At 25.8% G+C, this 19,933-nt stretch carries 18 protein-coding genes; 3 read left to right on the top strand and 15 right to left on the bottom strand.

Annotated features, from left to right (window positions below; all coding sequences use genetic code 11):
• Nucleotides 1–78: 78 nt before the first annotated feature.
• From HMPREF1871_RS03885 to HMPREF1871_RS03955, 15 genes are all read right to left on the bottom strand, one after another.
• Entirely contained in the window at nucleotides 79–1,521 is a 1,443-nt protein-coding gene (locus tag HMPREF1871_RS03885) for an amino acid permease (protein ID WP_066130270.1), read from the bottom strand.
• 197 nt (nucleotides 1,522–1,718) lie between these two features.
• The gene (gene nrdI, locus HMPREF1871_RS03890; RefSeq protein WP_066130273.1) at nucleotides 1,719–2,096 is read right to left on the bottom strand and encodes a class Ib ribonucleoside-diphosphate reductase assembly flavoprotein NrdI; all 378 of its coding nucleotides are present in this window, start codon (nucleotides 2,094–2,096) and stop codon (nucleotides 1,719–1,721) included.
• A gap of 198 nt (nucleotides 2,097–2,294) precedes the next feature.
• The gene (locus HMPREF1871_RS03895) at nucleotides 2,295–2,495 is read right to left on the bottom strand and encodes a cold-shock protein (protein WP_066130278.1); all 201 of its coding nucleotides are present in this window, start codon (nucleotides 2,493–2,495) and stop codon (nucleotides 2,295–2,297) included.
• Between the two features lie 160 nt (nucleotides 2,496–2,655).
• Nucleotides 2,656–2,880: a KH domain-containing protein gene (locus HMPREF1871_RS03900; protein WP_066130281.1), complete on the bottom strand. Its 225-nt coding sequence runs from the start codon at nucleotides 2,878–2,880 to the stop codon at nucleotides 2,656–2,658.
• A gap of 9 nt (nucleotides 2,881–2,889) precedes the next feature.
• Nucleotides 2,890–5,331, bottom strand: a complete 2,442-nt coding sequence (gene leuS, locus HMPREF1871_RS03905; protein ID WP_066130284.1) for a leucine--tRNA ligase — start codon at nucleotides 5,329–5,331, stop codon at nucleotides 2,890–2,892.
• Between the two features lie 465 nt (nucleotides 5,332–5,796).
• Nucleotides 5,797–7,008, bottom strand: a complete 1,212-nt coding sequence (locus tag HMPREF1871_RS03910; RefSeq protein WP_066130286.1) for a peptidoglycan bridge formation glycyltransferase FemA/FemB family protein — start codon at nucleotides 7,006–7,008, stop codon at nucleotides 5,797–5,799.
• Nucleotides 7,009–7,041: 33 nt separating this feature from the next.
• A complete protein-coding gene (galE, locus tag HMPREF1871_RS03915; RefSeq protein WP_198145763.1) occupies nucleotides 7,042–8,061 on the bottom strand; it encodes a UDP-glucose 4-epimerase GalE in 1,020 nt (339 codons plus the stop codon).
• Between the two features lie 179 nt (nucleotides 8,062–8,240).
• Nucleotides 8,241–8,738, bottom strand: coding sequence for a DUF948 domain-containing protein (locus HMPREF1871_RS03920; protein ID WP_066130290.1), 498 nt, complete (start codon nucleotides 8,736–8,738; stop codon nucleotides 8,241–8,243).
• A 23-nt stretch (nucleotides 8,739–8,761) separates the two neighbouring features.
• Nucleotides 8,762–10,102: a UDP-N-acetylmuramate--L-alanine ligase gene (gene murC, locus HMPREF1871_RS03925; RefSeq protein WP_066130292.1), complete on the bottom strand. Its 1,341-nt coding sequence runs from the start codon at nucleotides 10,100–10,102 to the stop codon at nucleotides 8,762–8,764.
• 67 nt (nucleotides 10,103–10,169) lie between these two features.
• Nucleotides 10,170–10,880: an HAD family hydrolase gene (locus HMPREF1871_RS03930; RefSeq protein ID WP_066130294.1), complete on the bottom strand. Its 711-nt coding sequence runs from the start codon at nucleotides 10,878–10,880 to the stop codon at nucleotides 10,170–10,172.
• Nucleotide 10,881: 1 nt separating this feature from the next.
• The gene (locus tag HMPREF1871_RS03935; RefSeq protein WP_066130296.1) at nucleotides 10,882–11,826 is read right to left on the bottom strand and encodes a diacylglycerol/lipid kinase family protein; all 945 of its coding nucleotides are present in this window, start codon (nucleotides 11,824–11,826) and stop codon (nucleotides 10,882–10,884) included.
• A 250-nt stretch (nucleotides 11,827–12,076) separates the two neighbouring features.
• On the bottom strand, nucleotides 12,077–13,030 hold the full coding sequence (locus HMPREF1871_RS06390) for a G5 domain-containing protein (RefSeq protein ID WP_066130298.1): 954 nt from the start codon (nucleotides 13,028–13,030) through the stop codon (nucleotides 12,077–12,079).
• 2 nt (nucleotides 13,031–13,032) lie between these two features.
• Entirely contained in the window at nucleotides 13,033–13,815 is a 783-nt protein-coding gene (locus tag HMPREF1871_RS03945; RefSeq protein WP_066130300.1) for a TatD family hydrolase, read from the bottom strand.
• Between the two features lie 213 nt (nucleotides 13,816–14,028).
• Nucleotides 14,029–16,650 carry an ABC transporter permease gene (locus tag HMPREF1871_RS03950; protein WP_066130301.1) on the bottom strand — a complete coding sequence of 874 codons (2,622 nt, stop codon included), beginning with the start codon at nucleotides 16,648–16,650 and terminating at the stop codon, nucleotides 14,029–14,031.
• 2 nt (nucleotides 16,651–16,652) lie between these two features.
• Nucleotides 16,653–17,354 (bottom strand): ABC transporter ATP-binding protein, encoded by a 702-nt coding sequence (locus HMPREF1871_RS03955; protein WP_066130303.1) that lies wholly within the window; start codon nucleotides 17,352–17,354, stop codon nucleotides 16,653–16,655.
• Nucleotides 17,355–17,577: 223 nt separating this feature from the next.
• Here HMPREF1871_RS03955 and HMPREF1871_RS03960 point away from each other — a divergent pair, with 223 nt between their 5' ends.
• From HMPREF1871_RS03960 to HMPREF1871_RS03970, 3 genes are all read left to right on the top strand, one after another.
• Entirely contained in the window at nucleotides 17,578–18,354 is a 777-nt protein-coding gene (locus HMPREF1871_RS03960) for a type III pantothenate kinase (RefSeq protein WP_066130305.1), read from the top strand.
• A 12-nt stretch (nucleotides 18,355–18,366) separates the two neighbouring features.
• A complete protein-coding gene (gene hslO / locus HMPREF1871_RS03965) occupies nucleotides 18,367–19,236 on the top strand; it encodes an Hsp33 family molecular chaperone HslO (RefSeq protein WP_066130307.1) in 870 nt (289 codons plus the stop codon).
• Between the two features lie 95 nt (nucleotides 19,237–19,331).
• On the top strand, nucleotides 19,332–19,928 hold the full coding sequence (locus HMPREF1871_RS03970) for a xanthine phosphoribosyltransferase (RefSeq protein WP_066130309.1): 597 nt from the start codon (nucleotides 19,332–19,334) through the stop codon (nucleotides 19,926–19,928).
• The last annotated feature ends 5 nt before the right edge of the window (nucleotides 19,929–19,933 follow it).

The raw sequence follows: 19,933 nt of genomic DNA on the forward strand, positions 1-19,933 counted from the left end.
TTCTTTTATTTTTTCTTTACAATATTTATAGACTAATATCTTAGTAATATAAAAAATAGATTTAAGCTAAGCTTAAATCTATAATTTAAATCTTTCTAAATCTATTTTTTCTAAAGCGATAAATTTTGTTTTTTTAGTAAGTTTATGCACCATAAATATTATAAAAATTAACAAAGGTGGAAGTATGTCGTATATGGCTACTTTAATACCTCCATGAGTAAAGTCTGCAATAGTTTGTAAAATAACAACTAAAACAAATGCTAATATTGCTAAATATGATCCAAAAAGCCCAAATTTTGCTTTATAAGGAAGCAGAGTGTCTTCTTCTTTGCCTTGTTTTCTTATTGCTTTTCTTAGTCTAATCTGTGCATATACCGATATTGTCCAGACACAGACGATTAAAACTCCAACTAATGATAAAAGCATATAATATCCAGTTTTGTTATATTTTTCTAGGAGAAAACTTAAAAAAATTGCTATAACACTTATAAAAACTGCTAACTGCGGACTTGAGTTAACACTTAATTTTGAAAATCTTTTTGGTGCATATCCCCTTGTACTTAATGAAAATAATTGTCTACTTGAAAAATATATTCCTGAGTTACCTGCTGATAGAACCGCTGCACAAATAACCATGTTCATTACAGTTGCAGCAATGGTCATTCCTGCATTTTCAAATACTAATGTGAATGGTGAAGCTAGTATATTAGATGTATCTAATAATCTACTATCAGTAGCTTTAATTACTGCAGATATTATGAATATTGTAGCCACATAAAATATTAATATTCTAAAGAATACTTGATTTACTGCTTTTGGCATTGTTTTTGCAGGATTTTCACTTTCTCCACTAGCTACTGCTACTGATTCAGTTCCTCCAAATGAAAAGGCAGCTGTTGATAAGATAGCAAAAAATCCTAATAAGCCCTGTGCTCCATCTACTTTACTATTTTCGACAAATGTGCTAAGTCCTTGTGTTGTAGAATTTCCAAATATTCCAAAAATTAATGCAAATCCTGATAGTAAAAATATTATTACAGTTATTACTTTAATGATTGTTAGCCAATATTCAATTTCTCCAAATATTTTTACACTTGCTATATTTATGATAAATAACAATAACAAGAAAAATATACATAATGAAAAAGATGAAAACTGTCTAAAAAATGACCAAAATTGTAAAACTTTTGATAAGGTAATTATATCTATACCTGCTACCAATATCCAAATTATCCAATAAAACCAGCCTACAGCAACTCCCAATGATGGATGTATAAATCTTTCTGCATATGAACTGAAAGAACCCGATACAGGATAAAAACTTGCTAATTCTCCTAATGATGACATTAAAAAATAAATAAATACTCCTACTAATATATAAGCTATCAAAGCTTTATATGAACCAGCCTTGCTTACTATAGCTCCACTAGCCATAAATAATCCTGTCCCTATAGAGCCTCCTATCGCCATCATTGATACATGTCTGGATTTTAAATTCCGCTTCATTTTTTTTTCTACCATAATACCACCTATCATTTTAAAAATTTGAAACTATTATACCCTTATTATCTAAAATTGTAAAGAATATTTAATGAATTTTCTAAATTTTTAGTTTTATTTTTCATTATTATCAATAAATATATTTTAATATTCTGATATTTCAAAATATTATTTTTTTATAAATTATAAGAATTTCATAAACACTTTTTACTCAAATATTATTTTTTATTTTTCATTTCTAAATAATATTTTCTAAATTTAATTATTTCTTTAGTTGTTCCATATAATTGAATTTTCATAATAACGGGTACATTATACATCTCACTAATTTTATCCGCTGCTTTAGCAAATCTTTGATTTCCCCATTTTTTATTACCACTACCTACTACACCTTTTAAATGTTTATTATTTTTTTCCAAAAATGCTACAACATCTTCTGGTATTTTACCTGAAGCTACAGTTGGAGTAAGTAAAATATAATCAAAATCTACTTTAGACCCTATTTCCCAAATATCAACCATATCTTCTTTATCTACTTTACACATTTTTAAGAATTTTATACAATTTCCTGTCATTGAATAATAAATTATTTTCATAGTATACCCCTTTTAATTAAACCTTTGTTTAAAAAAACTTAATATTAAATTTTTTTATAACAAGTCTTTTATATAACTTTTCCTTTTCATTATACTACATTTAAAATTTTTTTTCTTTTTTCTAAAATAAAATAAACTGACCTCCTCAAATCAGATCAAAATCCAACTTGAAAGGTCAGTTCTATATTCAAGTATTTTTTATAGAATTACAACATTACTTGCTTGTGGTCCACGATTTCCTTCTTCTATTTCGAATTGAACTTCTTGACCTTCTTTTAATGTTTTAAATCCATCTTTTTGTATAGCTTTATAGTATACAAATACGTCTTTTTCTCCTTCTACAGATATGAAACCAAATCCTTTTTCTTCGTTAAACCATTTTACAATACCTTGTTTCATAGTATTCTCCTTTAAATTTATTATCAATATTTCTAAACATAATTTTTGCTATAAGATAATAAATAAAATATAATACTACTCAACTTATTTCTTTATAACTATTACTTTAATTTCTTATTGACTTACTAATTATATACTATTTTATCTTTTAATTCAACTATTATTCTGCAATATTAAAATAAACTTTTTTAGTAAAGTTTGTTGAATTTAAAACTGTTCTTATTGCATTAATAGTCATGCCTTTTTTACCAATTACTTTTCCTAAATCTTCTTCATTGACAGTTAATACATAATGCTCTCTTGCATTCTTTATATATTTTTCTATTTTTATATCTTCTTTATATTCTACTATGTTGCTAATTATATTATAAATTAATTCTTCCATATTTTTTCCCTATTTAATTACTAAATTTACTAATCTATTTGGTACTACTATTATTTTTACTATTTTTTTATTATTAATTAATTTTTTTACTTTTTCTGATGATAATACTTTTTCTTCTAGTTCTTCTTTTGATAAATCTTTTTTCAGAACCATTTTTTCTTTAACTTTTCCTAAAATTTGAACTACTATTTCTACAGTATCATTTATAAGTTTATTTTCATCATAAGTTGGCCAAGGTTCGTATGATAATGTTTTGTCGTGACCATATATTTGCCACATTTCTTCTGAAATGTGTGGTGCGAAAGGTGCTAAAAGTTTTATAAATCCTAATGCATATTTTTTAGGTATGTATTCTGCTTTATTGCAGTCATTAACAAATATCATTAATTGTGATATTGCTGTATTAAATTGCATATTTTCTATGTCATTTGTTACTTTTTTAACTGTTAAATTGTAGCTTGTTTCTAAAGCATTATTTTCTTTTTCTACAACTTTTGCATTTGGTTTATTTGTTTCTGTATCTATTAAAAGTCTATAAATTCTATCTAAAAATCTTCTTGATCCATCTAATCCATTTGTTGACCAAGCTATTGAGGCATCTAAAGGTCCCATAAACATTTCATAAACTCTTAATGTATCAGCTCCATGACTTTTTACTATATCATCAGGATTTACTACATTTCCTTTTGATTTTGACATTTTTTCTGGTTTTCCATTTTTACTTTCAGCTAAAATCATTCCTTGATTAAATAATTTTTGGAATGGTTCTTTTGTTGGGACAAGTCCTAAATCATAAAGAACTTTATGCCAAAATCTAGCATATAACAAATGTAATACTGCGTGTTCTGCTCCACCAATATATACATCTACTGGAAGCCAGTATTTTAATTTTTCATAATCTGCAAATTTTTCTGTGTTGTTTGGATCTATATATCTTAAATAATACCAACATGATCCTGCCCATTGAGGCATTGTATTTGTTTCTCTTTTCCCTTTTTTGCCTGTTTTTTTATCTACAACATTTATCCAATCAGTAAGATTTGCTAATGGTGATTCTCCTGTCCCTGACGGTTTTATGTCATCTGTTATTGGTAAAAGTAGAGGTAAGTCTTTTTCGTCTACTGCAGTCATTGCCCCATCTTCCCAAGTTATAATAGGTATAGGTTCTCCCCAGTATCTTTGTCTTGAAAATAACCAATCTCTAAGTTTATATGTAGTTTTTCTTTTTCCTATGCTTTCTTTTTCTAAAAATTCTATAGATTTTTTAATCGCTTCTTCTTTGTTTAGTCCATTTAAAAATTCAGAATTTATATGAAGTCCATCTTCTACATAGGCTTCTTTTTCTATATTGCCACCTTTAAGTACTTCTATTATTTCTAAATTATATTTTTTTGCAAATTCATAATCTCTTTCATCATGTGCTGGTACTGCCATTATAGCCCCTGTACCATATGTTATGAGCACATAATCTGCTATCCATATAGGCAATTTTTTACCATTTATTGGGTTTATAGCGTAAGCTCCTGTAAATACTCCTGTTTTATTTTTATTTAAATCTGTTCTTTCTAAATCAGATTTTCTTTTTACTTCTTCTAAATAATTATCTACTTCTTCTTTTTTATTTTCTGAAGTTATTTCTTTCACTAGCTTATGTTCTGGTGATAGTACACAGTAAGTTGCTCCAAAAAGTGTGTCGGGACGAGTGGTAAAAACTGTAAAGTGTTTTTCAAGGCCTTGCACTTTGAATGTTACTTCTGCTCCCTCTGATTTCCCTATCCAATTCCTTTGCATAGATTTCAAGCTTTCTGGCCAGTCTAATTCATCAAGATCTTTGAGTAATTTTTCTGCATAATCTGTTATTTTTAGTACCCATTGTTTCATAGGTCTACGTTCTACAGGATGTCCCCCTCTTTCTGAAACTCCGTCTATTACTTCCTCATTTGATAATACTGTTCCAAGAGCTGGACACCAGTTTACTGCTACTTCATCTACATATGCTAATCCTTTTTCATAAAGTTTAATAAATATCCATTGTGTCCACTTATAATAATTTGGATCTGTAGTATTTACTTCTCTATCCCAATCATATGAAAATCCTAGTTCTTTTATTTGTCTTTTAAATGTTTCTATATTTTTTTTTGTAAATTCTCTTGGGTCATTTCCTGTATCAAGTGCATATTGTTCTGCAGGTAATCCAAAAGCATCCCATCCCATTGGATGAAGCACATTATAGCCATTTGCTCTCTTGTATCTACTTATTATATCTGTAGCTGTATATCCCTCTGGATGACCAACATGAAGTCCTACCCCAGATGGATAAGGAAACATATCTAATGCGTAAAATTTTTTCTTATCACTATTTTCTTGGGTCTTAAAGGTTTTGTTTCTTTCCCAATAATCTTGCCATTTTTTTTCAATTTTTGTATGATTATACACAACTAAACACCCCATAATCTTTTGATATTATCAAAATAAATAAAATTTTAAATATTATTATTTAATAAAAATAACAAATTTACTATTTATCTATTTTTAATATCATTTTTTCTATTAATTATAACAATTTTGAAAACTTTTATCAATCTATTAAAAGTAAATTTACCAAACTTATAAAATTAACAATTTACATTTGCAAAAAAAAAAATTAAAATATTATCTTTTAATTGAATTTTTAGTTTTTTATTATAGGGATATAAAATATTTTTTAAAAATATTGTTTTTTTTTTACTCTTTGGTAATAATTTAAAAAAATTTTTTGATAAATAGTTTTTTCTTAATATTTTAGGTAAAATTTTTTATATTAAATGAGCTTACCCAATTTATCTTTTTTTACTTTATTTATCTGATGTTTTTAAAGCCAACAAAAAAAAGAATATTTCTAAATATACATTGAAATATTCTTTATAATAAAATACTTTATCTATTAAGTATTTTTAAAATTTTTCTTCTTATAGGTAAGCCATAATCGTAAAGTAATTTATATGTTTTGCTAATTGTGTAGTCAAATTCTCCATAATGTTCTACTATTTTAGGAGAAAAGTGTGATTTAAAAAGCAATAAGCTATCATCTAAAGTTCCTTCTATGCCTCCCATTGATGTTCTTTTACAACCACTTATATAAAAATCTTTCATAGTTTCTACATATACCTGATACTGTGCAGGTATTTTTTTAAATTCTTCATTCATACCTGCATAAAGCATTTCTGATGATTTTCCATATTTTATAGATATAGCAGATGCCAATATATGAACTTTTTTGTTTGTATCTTTTAAAATAGATGAATAATTTTTTATATATTTTTCTACACTTCTTAATCTATCTTCTAGCGTTCTTTTTTTCTTATACATTTTTTCTGTTATCTTATCTAATTCTTTTAAAATCTCTCTTTTTTCTGCTGTGTATTTTTCCAAAGCTTTTTCTATATCTAAATATGCTGTATATATTAAACAGTCTTCTTTATAAGTATCTATTAAATTTTCAAAATAACTTTTTTTTCTTAAAATTATATTTTTTCTTTCTTCTGTACACGTTAGTGCAAACATCAGATCATCTAAATTTTCTTTATAAATTCTTTTTACTTCAACATATCTCTTTTGACAATCTTTTATTAATCTTTTTGTATGTTTTGGTAAGTTATCAAAAAAATCTTCATCTAAAAAACTTACTGCCTCAAATCTTGGTTGTATTGTACTAGACATATTTTTACTAAATCCACAATGTTTAAATTTTTCTTTTCTAAATAATTGTAATATTTTTTCTTTTTGTGGGTCCTCTTTTTCTTGCGGGAATTCTTTTTCAAAAGCTACTTTTAAAGGTCTTGGTATATCTATTTTTATTAATTTTGCTTTATGTTGTTTAGCATATTTTTTTAAATTTGTTAAAAAATATGCTAATAAATCTTGGTTTTCATAATCTAAAATTGGCCCTCTTGTTATGTACCATAATCCTTTTCTTATCAAAATTTGTGCTGTAGCTTGTATTTTTCCTTCTTGTTTTACTGCTACTCTTTTTACTTCCCAAGTGTCTTTTATTTTAGCCCACCCTGATGATTGAAATATACTAGAATATTTGTTATTTTTAACAAATTCATCATATTTTTCTATACTTATTTTATCTGTAAATTCCATTTTTTTACCTTCTTATTTTAATATATATTCTTATTAATCTTCATATCCATTAGGGTGTTTTTTTTGCCATCTCCAAGAATCTTCACACATTCTTGATATATCTAGTTTCGCTTTCCAGTTAAGTTCTTTTTCTGCTTTACTGCTGTCTGCATAGCATTCTGCTATGTCTCCTTTTCTTCTTTCTGTTATTATATATGGTATTTTTTCCCCTACAGCTTTTTCCATATTTTTTATAACTTCTAATACAGAATATCCTTTACCTGTTCCTAAATTGTATACAGATACTCCTGAATTTTTTTCAAGTTTTTTTATTGCTTTAACGTGTCCCTTCGCTAAATCTACAACGTGAATATAATCTCTCACTCCTGTTCCATCTTTAGTATCATAATCATTTCCAAAAACACTTACTTGTTTTAATTTTCCTACGGCTACTTGAGTTATATATGGTAACAAATTATTTGGTATTCCATTTGGATCTTCTCCCATATCTCCACATATATGTGCTCCAATAGGGTTAAAATATCTAAGTAATACTACATTCCAATTATTATCAGCATTATAGACATCTCTTAATATTTCTTCTAACATTAGTTTTGTTCTTCCGTAAGGATTTGTTACTGACAAATCAAAATTTTCTGTTATAGGCACTTCTTTGGGATCTCCATATACTGTTGCCGATGATGAAAATATAATATTTTTACAATTATATTTCTCCATAACTTCACAAAGGCAAATTGTTCCACTTATATTATTATCATAATAAGCTAGAGGTATCTCACATGATTCCCCAACTGCTTTTAAACCTGCAAAGTGTATAACAGCAAAAATATTTTTTTCATTTTTAAAAATCTCTTCTAATTTCTCTTTATCTCTTACATCTGCTTGATAAAATTTTATTTCTTTTTTTGTTTCTCTTTTTACAATTTCTAAACTCTTCTTGCTAGAATTATATAAATTATCAACAACTACTACTTCATATCCTGCATTTAAAAGTTCAAGTACTGTGTGAGAGCCTATATATCCTGCTCCCCCTGTGACTAATATTTTTTTCATGATTAAATTCTCCTCAATATCAATAAAACAATTTTATATTATATATTTTTCGTTGTCAATTAGTGGAAAAACTATATTATAAAATAATAAAGTGAACCTTTTTTAACTTGTTCTTTTAAAGTTTAATTTGAATATAAACTTTTTAAGAACAACTTATATATAAGATTCACTTTACTATTTTATTTTTTTAAAAATCTACTTAAAAGTCCATTTGCTTTTTCTATATTTTCTTTGTTTTTTTCTACAACATCATTTATTTTTTTATCTGTATTTTTTTTAAAAGATAACATATTATTTCCCATGTTAGCTACAGATTCTTGAAGGTTATTTACTGATTTTACAAAGCTTTCTGTAGAATTAAATAATGGATTTAATTTTTCAGATTTATCTTGTAAATCTTCTGCTAATAGGTTTGTATTTTGTAGCAATATATTTGTTTCTAGCATTATTGGTTCAAGATTTTTTTCTACTTTTTGTACTGTTCCGTTGAAATCTTTAACTATATCTAGTCCTTCTTCTGCAATTTTTGTAATATCTTCTATACTTTCTCTTGCAGTTTCTACTGAGTTTTTTACACTACTCAAAGTTCTAGCTGCACTAAAACATACTATCAAAACACCTAAACCAGATAAAAAGACTCCTACATAGGCTAAAATTAGCCAATCAAAATTTTGCATAATGTTACTCCTTACTTATTTTTTTAATTTTCTAGACAGAATTTTATAAATTCTGCTCTTAATTTATTTATATCTCCTGCACCCATAAATAAAAGAACTTCTTTACCGTAAAATTCTTCTCTTAAAGTTTGAAAAGTTTTAAATTTCCCGTTATTTTTCTTAATTACTTGTGTATCTTTTGATATTTTTTTTGCTAAATCTTCTATTGTTACATGACCTGATTTTTCTCTAGCAGAACCAAATATATCATATAGAAAAACTTTATCTGATTTTTTCAAACTTTCTGCAAAAGCATCTAAAAATTTTTCAGTTCTTGTATATGTATGTGGCTGAAATATTGCTACTACCCTTTTATCAGGATATTTTCTTCTGGCTGTATCTATAGTGGCTTCTATTTCTTTTGGATGATGAGCATAGTCATCTACTATAATATTTCCTTTAAATTCATATTCACTAAAACGTCTTTTAGCATTTTCATAATATTTTAGTGCCTTTTGTATTTTACTAGGTTCTATACCTTGAATATCAGCCATTGCAATAACTGATAAAATATTTTTCAGTTCATGCAGACCAAAAATTGGGAAAAAGAATGAGTAATAATGCTCTCCATATTTATAGACAGTAAATACTGTTCCTTTTTCTGGGTGTGTTTTTATTTCTTTAGCTACATAATCATTATCTTCCCCTAGTCCATAAGAAATCATTTTAGCACTTTTTGATTTTAATTTTCTAGCGTACTGATCATCTCCACAATATACCACTACTTTTTTTACATTATCTACAAAGCTTTGAAATGCATCTAATACGTCTTCTTCATTTTTATAATAATCAGGATGGTCAAAATCTACGTTCGTTACTATAGCATAATCCGGCTTGTAAGATAAAAAATGTCTATAATATTCACAAGCTTCAAAAATAAATAACTCTGGGTTCTTTTTAGCAAATCCTGTCCCATCTCCTATTAAACAAGATATATTTTTATATTCATATTTATCAAATAGTTGTACCAACATATTTGTTGTTGAAGTTTTTCCATGTGTTCCTGTCACTGCTATAGAGGTTGTTTTTTGAGCTAATATGTTTAAATATTCTCTATAAGTATATGTTTTTAAACCAAGTTCTTTTGCTTTTTTATATTCTATCTGATTTTCGTCAAATGCATTTCCTAAAATAACTGTAAGTCCGGGTTTTATGTTATTTTCATCATATGGATATATTTCTATATGTCTTTTATCTAATTCTTTTTGTGTGAAAAAATAAGTACTAACATCAGATCCATAAACTTCATTTCCTAAATCATATAATATTTGTGCTAAAGCACTCATCCCGGTTCCTTTTATTCCTATTAAAAAAAATTTTTCCACATCTTTCCTCCAAAACTTATAATCTACCAAAATATTCTACCTTATATCAATATTTTTTTCAATACCTCTAATTTTCCAAATATGCAAATACTTCATCTATATTTTTATATTGTTTTTCATTAATATCAAAAATCATAACTTCATCTAAATGCCACTTTTTAGGGATAAATGCTGTTTGCATTCCTAATTTTTTTGCTGGTTGTATATCAAAATTATATGAATCACCTACCATTAATGTCTTTTCAATAGCTAGATTGTTCCCCTTTATTATCTGCAAAAACGCCTCTTTATTTGGTTTACTATTTCCTGTTTCTGCTGATATATATATATTGTCAAAAATATTTGTTATTTCTAATTTTTCTAATTTTTTTCTTTGTTCTTTGGAAAATCCATTAGTTAGAAGATAAATTTTATAATTTTTTTTTAGTTTTTTTAATTTATCTATTAAATTATTATCTTTTTTTATCTTTTCTAAAATAAAAACGAACATTTTTTTATAATAATTTCTAGCGTCACTGTCTGTAAAAACTATTCCTAAATCTTGCATAGTTAGAATTATTCTTGCATTTCTTAAATTTTTTGATGATATTTTCTTTTCTTTAATTTCTTTCAATACATTTTTATTATGTTTTTTGTAGATATTGAAAAAACTTTCATAACTTAATTTTTCTTGTAGATTAAATAAATAATACATACTCTTATTAGCTTGTTGCCAAATATCACTAAAAGAATATAGGGTATTATCTAAATCAAATATTACTGCTTCTATATCTTTCAATTTACTTCTCCACTATATAAAAAGGATACTTACTTATATTTATTTCAAGTGATGAATTTTCTATAACATTTATCTCACCATCTGTTTGCATATATGAGCTTCCTTCTATTTCTATTTTAAATTTTTTTGCTGTATTTAAAGTTAATTTTTCTGTTTTTCCAAAATGTTTTCCTGTCTTTAATACATGAGGAATTAACCTTATCAAATCAATAACATTTACATTTTTTGCAATTACTAAAGATATTTTACCATCATCATTTTTTGCTGTAGGAACTATTTTTATGCCTCCGCCAAAATAAGGATTTTTCATGAATGAAACAAAAAGTATATTTTTATGATATTTTTCTTTTTTATCATCTTCTATAATTTTTGCACTAAATAATTTCCTATTAATATATGCAGAGATTATTTTTAATTTATATGTTAATGATGATAAATTAAATTTACTTAATAATTTTTTCTTTTTACTTTCATTTGTCATATGAGCAATCATAGCATCAAATCCTATGCCTACACCATTCATTGCTACATAATTATTCTCTTCCTTATCTTTTATTTTTAAAAATTCTATTTCCCTTTTGTCCGCTTCAAATAAATTATTAATAAATCTATTACAGTCTTCTGTTAGGTTTAACGCTCTTGAAAAATCATTTCCTGTACCTGCTGAAATATATGATATTGGTATTTTTTCTTTTAATTTAGATAAAGTTGACATACATTCATTTAATGTTCCATCTCCACCTATTATAACTATTCTATCTTTTTCTTTTTTTCTACTCTCTTCTATAACAGTTTTTATAAGAGTTTTTGCATGGTTCTTGTATTCAGTTTTATATACTTTAAATTTTATTTTTTTTTTATTGCAATTTGTTTTTAAAGAGGATAATACTCTTCTTCCTGTTCTTGCACCAGAATCTAAATATACAAGTATTGATATACTTCTCATGTTTTTACCTCTTAGATAAATATTATATTTATTTTAACATAATTTTATCATTATAATCAACAAAAAACGAATACTACTAAAATAATTTATTATTAAATTTTTATTTATTGATATAAAATTTTTTATTATTTAATAATTAATTCTTTTTTTTACTACCTATATTAAATATACTTTTACTTAATAATTCAAAATTCACTTCTATTCTCTTATAAAATTAATAAAAAAAAAGCAATGTATAAAACATTGCTTCTTACATACCCCATGCTCTTAGTCCTTGTGCATTGTATGCTCTTGTTGCTGCATTTATTTGATCTTCTACTGTTGCTGTTGAGCCCCAACCTGGCATTGTTTGAAATAATCCACTTGCTCCTGAAGCATTTCTTGCCGATGGTTGCCCATTAGATTCACGTGCTATTATATGTTTCCAAGTTTCTGCACTTACACCTGTTCTTGCTGCCATTTCTTGTGCTGCATATTCTCCATCACTTCCAGCAGTGTTTCCATTTGATATATATCCACTGTAATTTCCTTGTGACGAAGTTTCTTTTGTTCCTACTAATACAACTTCTTCAGTTGGCTCTGTTATTACTGTTTCTGAGATAGTATTTTCCGAAACTATCTCTCCATTTTCTTTTACTATTTCTTTTACTATCTCTTTTTCTCCATTAACACCAGATATTTTTACTTTTCTTTCTCCTTTGTTAAGTGAGCTATCTTCTTCTTCTTTAGTAGAATATGATATAGATTCCATCTGAGTTTCATTTTCTTTTTCTACTCTTGTTATTGTTATGGTATCTACACTTGCTACTTCATTATCTAATTCTGGTGATACTTTATCATATTCTGAAAGTTGTATATCTAACTCTTTTAATATGTCTTCTACTTTTTTATAAGTAGTTTTTCTTGTTTCTTCATTGTTTCCATCTTTTATAACTATATCGTGAGCTCTATGTATTTTTATCGTATCGTTATTTTTAACATAAGTATCTAAAGATGGTTCTACTCTATCTCCATCATGAACTACTATTCCTTGTTGTTTTAATATGTCTGCCACTGTACCTTTTTTTACTTTTACTCCGATTGTTGTATCATCTGTATGTATCGCAAGAGCTACAGAATTATATTCTTCATTTGCTACATAAATTCCTGTTGATAATACTGCCGTGACTGATATTGCTAAAACTACTTTTTTTATATTAAACATTTTTACCTCTCTTTTTCTTTTATTTTTAATATTCTACATGCATTATTGAAAGTTGCTGTTGCTACTTCTTCATATGTTAAATTTTTTAAGTTTGCTATTTGTTCTGCTACATATTTTACATATGAGGATTCATTTCTTTTTCCTCTATATGGTGTTGGTGCTAAATATGGACAATCTGTTTCTATTAAAAGTTTGTCTAATGGACATTTTTTAGCTACCTCTTTAGGAGTTTTTGCATTTTTAAAAGTTACCGTTCCTCCAAGTGATATATAATATCCTTCTTTAATTACCATTTCCATAATTTCAACAGATCCAGAAAAGCAATGCATTATTACACCTACTTCATTTGCTTTCTCTTCTTTTAAAATATCCATTGTATCTTTTATTGCATCTCTAGTATGAATAACTATAGGTTTTTTTACTTCTTTTGCTAATCTTATTTGTTTTCTAAAAACTTCTTTCTGAATTTCTTTAGGACTTTTATCCCAATGATAATCTAACCCAATTTCTCCGATAGCAACAAGTTTTTTATGATTTAGTGCTATATCTTTTATCATATTATATATTTCATCTGTAAAATCTATTGCTTCAACAGGATGAAAACCTACTGTTAAATACATTTCATCGTAAAGATCTACAATTTCTAAAGCTCTTTTTATAGTAGGTATGTCAAACCCTACTATGTTTAACAATCTAACTCCAGCTTTTCTTGCTCTGTCCATAACTTCTGGTAAATCTTCATTAAATGCTTCATCATTAAAATGTGAATGTGTATCAAATAACATTTTTCCTCTCCTTAGTTTTTTATTATAGCAAAATAAAATTACAATAAGATATAATCAATATTACTTTTTTATTACAAAATCTTTACAAAAAAAATTAATTATATAAATATTTTTAAAAATTATTTTGGCTTTATATATATTAAATCTATGTAATAATATAGAAAAAAACCTAATTATACTTTAAAAATAATTTAAAATATAATCAGGTTTTTCTTATTCAACACCTTTTAAAGCTTCAACCATGTTTACCTTTTTAAGTCTAAAGTGCATTAATACCATCACGCATATTACTATAATTAACGTCAATGCTGTCGATATTACGTATGTAAGATAACTTGGTTTAGAATCAAACATCATATTTCTTCCTGCAAGATCAAGTATTATCTTTCTATATAATAATACTCCAATAAAGTTACCTATAATAATTCCTATTAATGTTAAATAAAATATTTCTCTAAAAACGTAAAGTGTTACTTCTTTAGAATAAAATCCTAAAACTTTTATAGTAGAAAGTTCTCTTATTCTTTCTGATACATTTACATTTATCAAGTTATACAAAACTACAAGAGCAAGAGAGGTTGAACATAATACTATAACAATTACTAATATATCTACTGCTTCTACTTGATCTTCTATTATTTTTCTAATAGCCATATTATTTTTTACAAAACTAATATTCTCATTTTTATCAAGTGATTCTACTATATTTTCTGTTTTATCTTTATCATGATTTGTTTTTATTAAATATGCATTTTTTTCATAATTCTCAGCAAAAGTTTTTTCAAAATACTCTTTTTTTAAATACATATTATGTTCTATATAATTTTCATTTATAGCGCTTATTTTGACTGTATATTCCTTGTCATCAAAAAATATTTTTAAATTATCTCCAACTTTTAATTTGTACAAATGAGCTAATTTTTCATCAATTATAACTCCATTATCATCAAGCGATAATTTTTTTATTCCTTTTTTTAAATTGAAAAAATCTTTTTCATCTTTTTCTAAAATAAACATAGTTATTTTATCAACTACTCTATTGTCTGATTCTATAGTTGCTTGTCCTACAGAGATCTCTTGTGATTTTTCAACATCTGTATTTTGATTAATTGTTTTTTTAATTCCTTTTTTTTCAAAGTCTGATATATATGGATTATATACAGCTAAAATGTCATATTTAGTTATTTTATCAAACTGTTCTGGCTCTAAATTTTCTATGCTATTTCTTATACCAAACCCTACAAACATCAAAGATAGGCATCCTAGAACACCGAAAATTGTCATAAGCATTCTTATTTTATAGCAAAAAATATTTCTAAAAGTTACTTTTCTCAAAAAATTAAGTCTTTTCCAAATAAAAGAGATTTTTTCTAAAAAGATTCTTTTGGCTCGTTCAGGTACCTTCGGTCTTAATAATGATGAAGTATTTTCTTTTAAGAGTTTTCTTAAAGGTATATGTACTGACAAAACGACACATATAACTGAAATCAAAAGAGAAATAATAATTATATTTATGTCTTTTTGTATAATAGGAATTTTCATAACTAAACTTTTAGCATAAGAATTATAAACTGCTGGTACTAATATATTATAAGCTAATATTATCCCAAGCATTCCTCCCACTAAAGAAGAAGTTATTCCATATACATAATATTTTTTACTTATTTCTATGTCGCTATATCCTAATGATTTTAATGTTCCTATATTTATCCTATTTTCTTCTATCATTCTTGTTATTGTTGTCAATGTAACTAATATAGCTACAGCATACAAGAAAATAGAAAATATATTTGCTATATCTTTAAGACTATCTGCTGAATTTATGAATTTAGCATATGTTGCATTTTCTTTTACACTTTCTATTCTAAATCTAGGATAATTTTTATTATTTATTTTTTTCTCTGATATTTGTAGCTTTTCTTCTTGTTCTTGTAATGTTTTTTCTTTTTCTTTTATTTCTTTAGATTCTTTTTCGTATTTTTCTGGTAATATATATTTTATACTTTCTAGATTTTTTTTACTTTCATTTAATCTAGTTTTCAATAATTCTATTTTAGATTTATTTTCTTCCAAATTAGCATTTGCTGTTTCTTTAAAATTTTTATTATGTTCTTCTTGTTGTTTTTTTAATTTTTCAGCTAAATCTTCTCTATATAAAGAAAGTTTTTTATAATAACTATCATCTGAGAAATCTCTAGTATCAAAATCAGTCAGTAAAATATTTATTCCACTATATTTATTAGAGATAAAATTTTCTTTACTTACATAAGCAAAATAATTTTTACTTACTTTATTATTAGATGAATTATCAGGGAAGTCTGCACCATAAACAAAACCTACTATTTTGTATTCTTTATTTTTAAGTTCTATTTGATTAGCTTCTTGTCTATATTGCTCTTTTATTAAAATAGTTTCTCCCAAACTATACTGATTTTTTAACGCTTCTGTAATTACTATTTCATTTTCTTCTTTAGGTAATCTTCCTTCTATTTGTTTAGTTAAAGCTATTTTTTGAGGTAATGATATTAAATTTATTTCATCATTTATTTTATCTACTTTTATTTTTTTTGAATAATATGTTTCTGCATATTTGATATTATTAAGAGATTTCACAACATTTACATCTTCTTCAGTAATTCCAAATGCATTAGTTACTTTTAAATCATACATATCTATACTATTTAAATATGTATTAGCAGTATTTTTTATAGCTTTTGGTGTTTCTTCAAGCCCCACAAAAACAAAAACACCAAGAAGCATTATTATCATTATTGATATAAATTTTGTTTTTGTCTTTATTATTTCCCTTAAGGTATCTTTTGTTAAAATATTCATAATTACCACTCTACTTCATCTATTTTTTTAGGTTTTTCATTTAATTTTATATTTTTAACTTTTGAATCATAAATTTCTATTACTCTATCTGCTATTTGTGCTATTGAACTATTGTGAGTTATTATAATTACTGTTTTATTTTCATCTTTGGCGTAACTTTTTAATATTTTTAAAATATTTTTTCCTGTTTTATGGTCTAAAGCTCCTGTAGGCTCATCACAAAGTAAAATTTTTGGCATTTTTGCTATAGCTCTTGCTATTGCTACACGTTGTTGCTCTCCTCCAGAAATTTGCGATGGAAAATTATCTTTTCTATTTAATAATCCAACTTTATCTAATATTTGCTTTACATCTATATGTTTTTTTGAAATTTGACTTGCTAATTCTACATTTTCTAAAACAGTTAAATTAGGTATAAGATTATAAAATTGAAAAACAAATCCTATCATATATCTTCTATATTTTGTTAATTTTTTTTCATTGAATTTTGTTATATCTTCTCCAAAAATATTAACCTCTCCTCTGGTTGCACTATCCATTCCTCCCAAAATATTTAGAAGAGTGCTTTTCCCAGCTCCACTTGCCCCTAATATAACTACTAATTCTCCTTCTTCAATCTCAAAACTTATATTATCATTTGCAATAACTTTATTTTCACAATTACCATATTCTTTTGAAAGATTTTTTACCACTATCTTATTCATAAATATCACCTTTTTTTCTTATATACTCCTATTATATAACATTTTTTATAGGTTTTAAATTATATTTTTTATTAATATTGATTTTAATTATATAAATTTATTACAAAATTTAAAATTTTTAAAAATAAATTACAAAGTAAATTTTATAAATACAATATTGATTTAGAAACTAATATTTTTTATGATATAATATAAGAAAATATTATTTTTCAAGGAGAAAATTATGATTTTTGCACTAGATGTTGGTAATACCAATATAGTATTAGGAGTTTTTAGTGATGAATATAAATTAAAATATTATTGGAGAATTTCTACAGATAGTAGTAAAACAGAAGATGAACTTTATGTTATTATAAAAAATTTTTTTATAGATAAAAATATAGAGTTTGATAATTTCAACGGAGTTATTATTGCAAGTGTTGTACCTACAATGATTTATTCATTAAAACTATTAAGTAGAAAATATTTTAAAAAAGAGCCTATTATAGTTTCTCATGAAATAAACACTGGACTTAAAGTTCCTAAACCATATAGTGGAAAATTAGGTGCAGATAGAATTGTTGATATTGTAGGAGCGAAGGTTTCAAATCATCTTCCTGCAATTATAGTTGATTTTGGTACTGCAACAACTTTTGATTATGTGGATAAAGATATGGTATATCGTGGAGGAATTATTTGTCCCGGAATAAATATAAGCTCTGAAGCTCTTTATATTAGAGCATCACAGTTACCTAGGGTAGAAATAAGTCCAGCATCTACTGCATTAGGAATGGACACAGTATCACAGATACAAGCTGGTCTTTTTTATGGATTTATAGGACAATTTGAAAATATCTTAGTCAATATAAAAAAAGAAATTGGAGAAAATGTTAATGTAGTGCTAACAGGGGGCCTAGCTAGACTTTTCGCAACATATAGCAAACATGTAGATATAATAGATAACAACTTAACTTTAAAAGGTATGATAGAAATTTATAAAATGAATAAAGAAAAAATTTAAAGGAGAAAAAATTTGAAAGATTATTTAATTAGGGGACTTGCCTTAAATGACGAGGTGCGATTTTTTGCATGTGTCACAACTAACTTAGTAGAAGAAATAAGAACTAGACATAACGCATATCCTACCAGCATTGCTGCTGTTGGTAGAGTAGCTACTGTTTGTAGCATGATGGGAGCTATGCAAAAAAGTGGCGATACAATTGATATAAGAGTTAGAGGAAATGGTCCTATTGGGCAAATTTTAGCTACAGGTAATGAAAAAGGAGAAGTAAGAGCATATGCTAACAATATGAAAGTCCACTTACCTAGCAATAAGAAAGGAAAATTAGACGTAAGAGGTGGCGTAGGCGATAAAGGAGATATAGTAATTATTAAAGATTTAGGACTTACTGAAAAATATACTACAACTTCACCTATAATATCAGGAGAAATAGCAGAAGATTTCACGTACTATTTTGCTAAAAGTGAACAAATTCCGTCAGCTGTAAGCCTAGGCGTGTTGGTAAATACAGATAATAGCATTTTAGCAAGTGGAGGATTTATTATACAAGTTTTACCAAATGCTAGTGAAAAAACTATATGTCATCTAGAAGAAAAAATTAAAAATATTGAACCTATCTCTTCACTTATAAATAAAAAACTTTCTTTAGAGGAGATAATTAAAATATTATTTGAAAATGATTATAAAATATTAAAAGAAATACCAATTGTTTTCAAATGTTCTTGTTCAAAAGAAAAATACTCCAAAGCACTTATTACTCTTGGAAAAAAAGAACTTTTAAACTTAACTAAAAATGAAACTACTGAAACGGTATGTTCTTTTTGTAACGAAAAATATTATTTCACTAAAGAAGAAATTGAAAAATTAATTGAAAAATTATAAAAATTATCTTAAAATTTAGATATTACATAAAAATATTGAGTTTTCAGCAATATTTTGATATTATTAAGGAATAATAAAAAATTAGGAGTTGCACAATGAAATTATTAGAAAATATGGTAAAACAAGATGGTAAAGTTTATCCGAATAATGTCTTAAAAGTAGATTCTTTTATTAATCATCAGATAGACCCTAAACTTATGATGGAAATGGCAAAATCATTATATGAATATTTTAAAGATAAGAATATTACAAAAGTTCTTACCATAGAATCAAGTGGTATAGCACCTGCAATATTAGTTGCTAACTTATTTAATGTACCTATGCTTTTTGCAAAAAAAAGTGTTCCATCTACTCTAAAAAGAAACTCTTTCTATGAAACTAAAGTTCATAGCTATACTAAAAATGTAACTAACAACATTATAGTTTCAAAAGATTTCTTACATAGTAAAGATAATGTACTTATAATTGATGACTTTTTAGCTAATGGTAGAGCAGCTATGGGACTTGTAGATTTAATTGAAAAAGCTGGTGCTAGCGTTGTAGGAGTCGGGATTTTAATTGAAAAAAGTTTCCAAGAAGGAAGAAAACTACTAGACAAAAATAATATTGATGTCTGCTCTCTTTGCAGAATATCTTCATTAGAAAACGGTAAAGTTGAGTTTAATAAAGCAGACGATATATTAAAAAAATAGGAGTA

Origin of the sequence: Gemelliphila asaccharolytica, from assembly GCF_001553005.1 — a bacterium.
GTDB classification, from domain to species: Bacteria; Bacillota; Bacilli; order Staphylococcales; family Gemellaceae; genus Gemelliphila; species Gemelliphila asaccharolytica.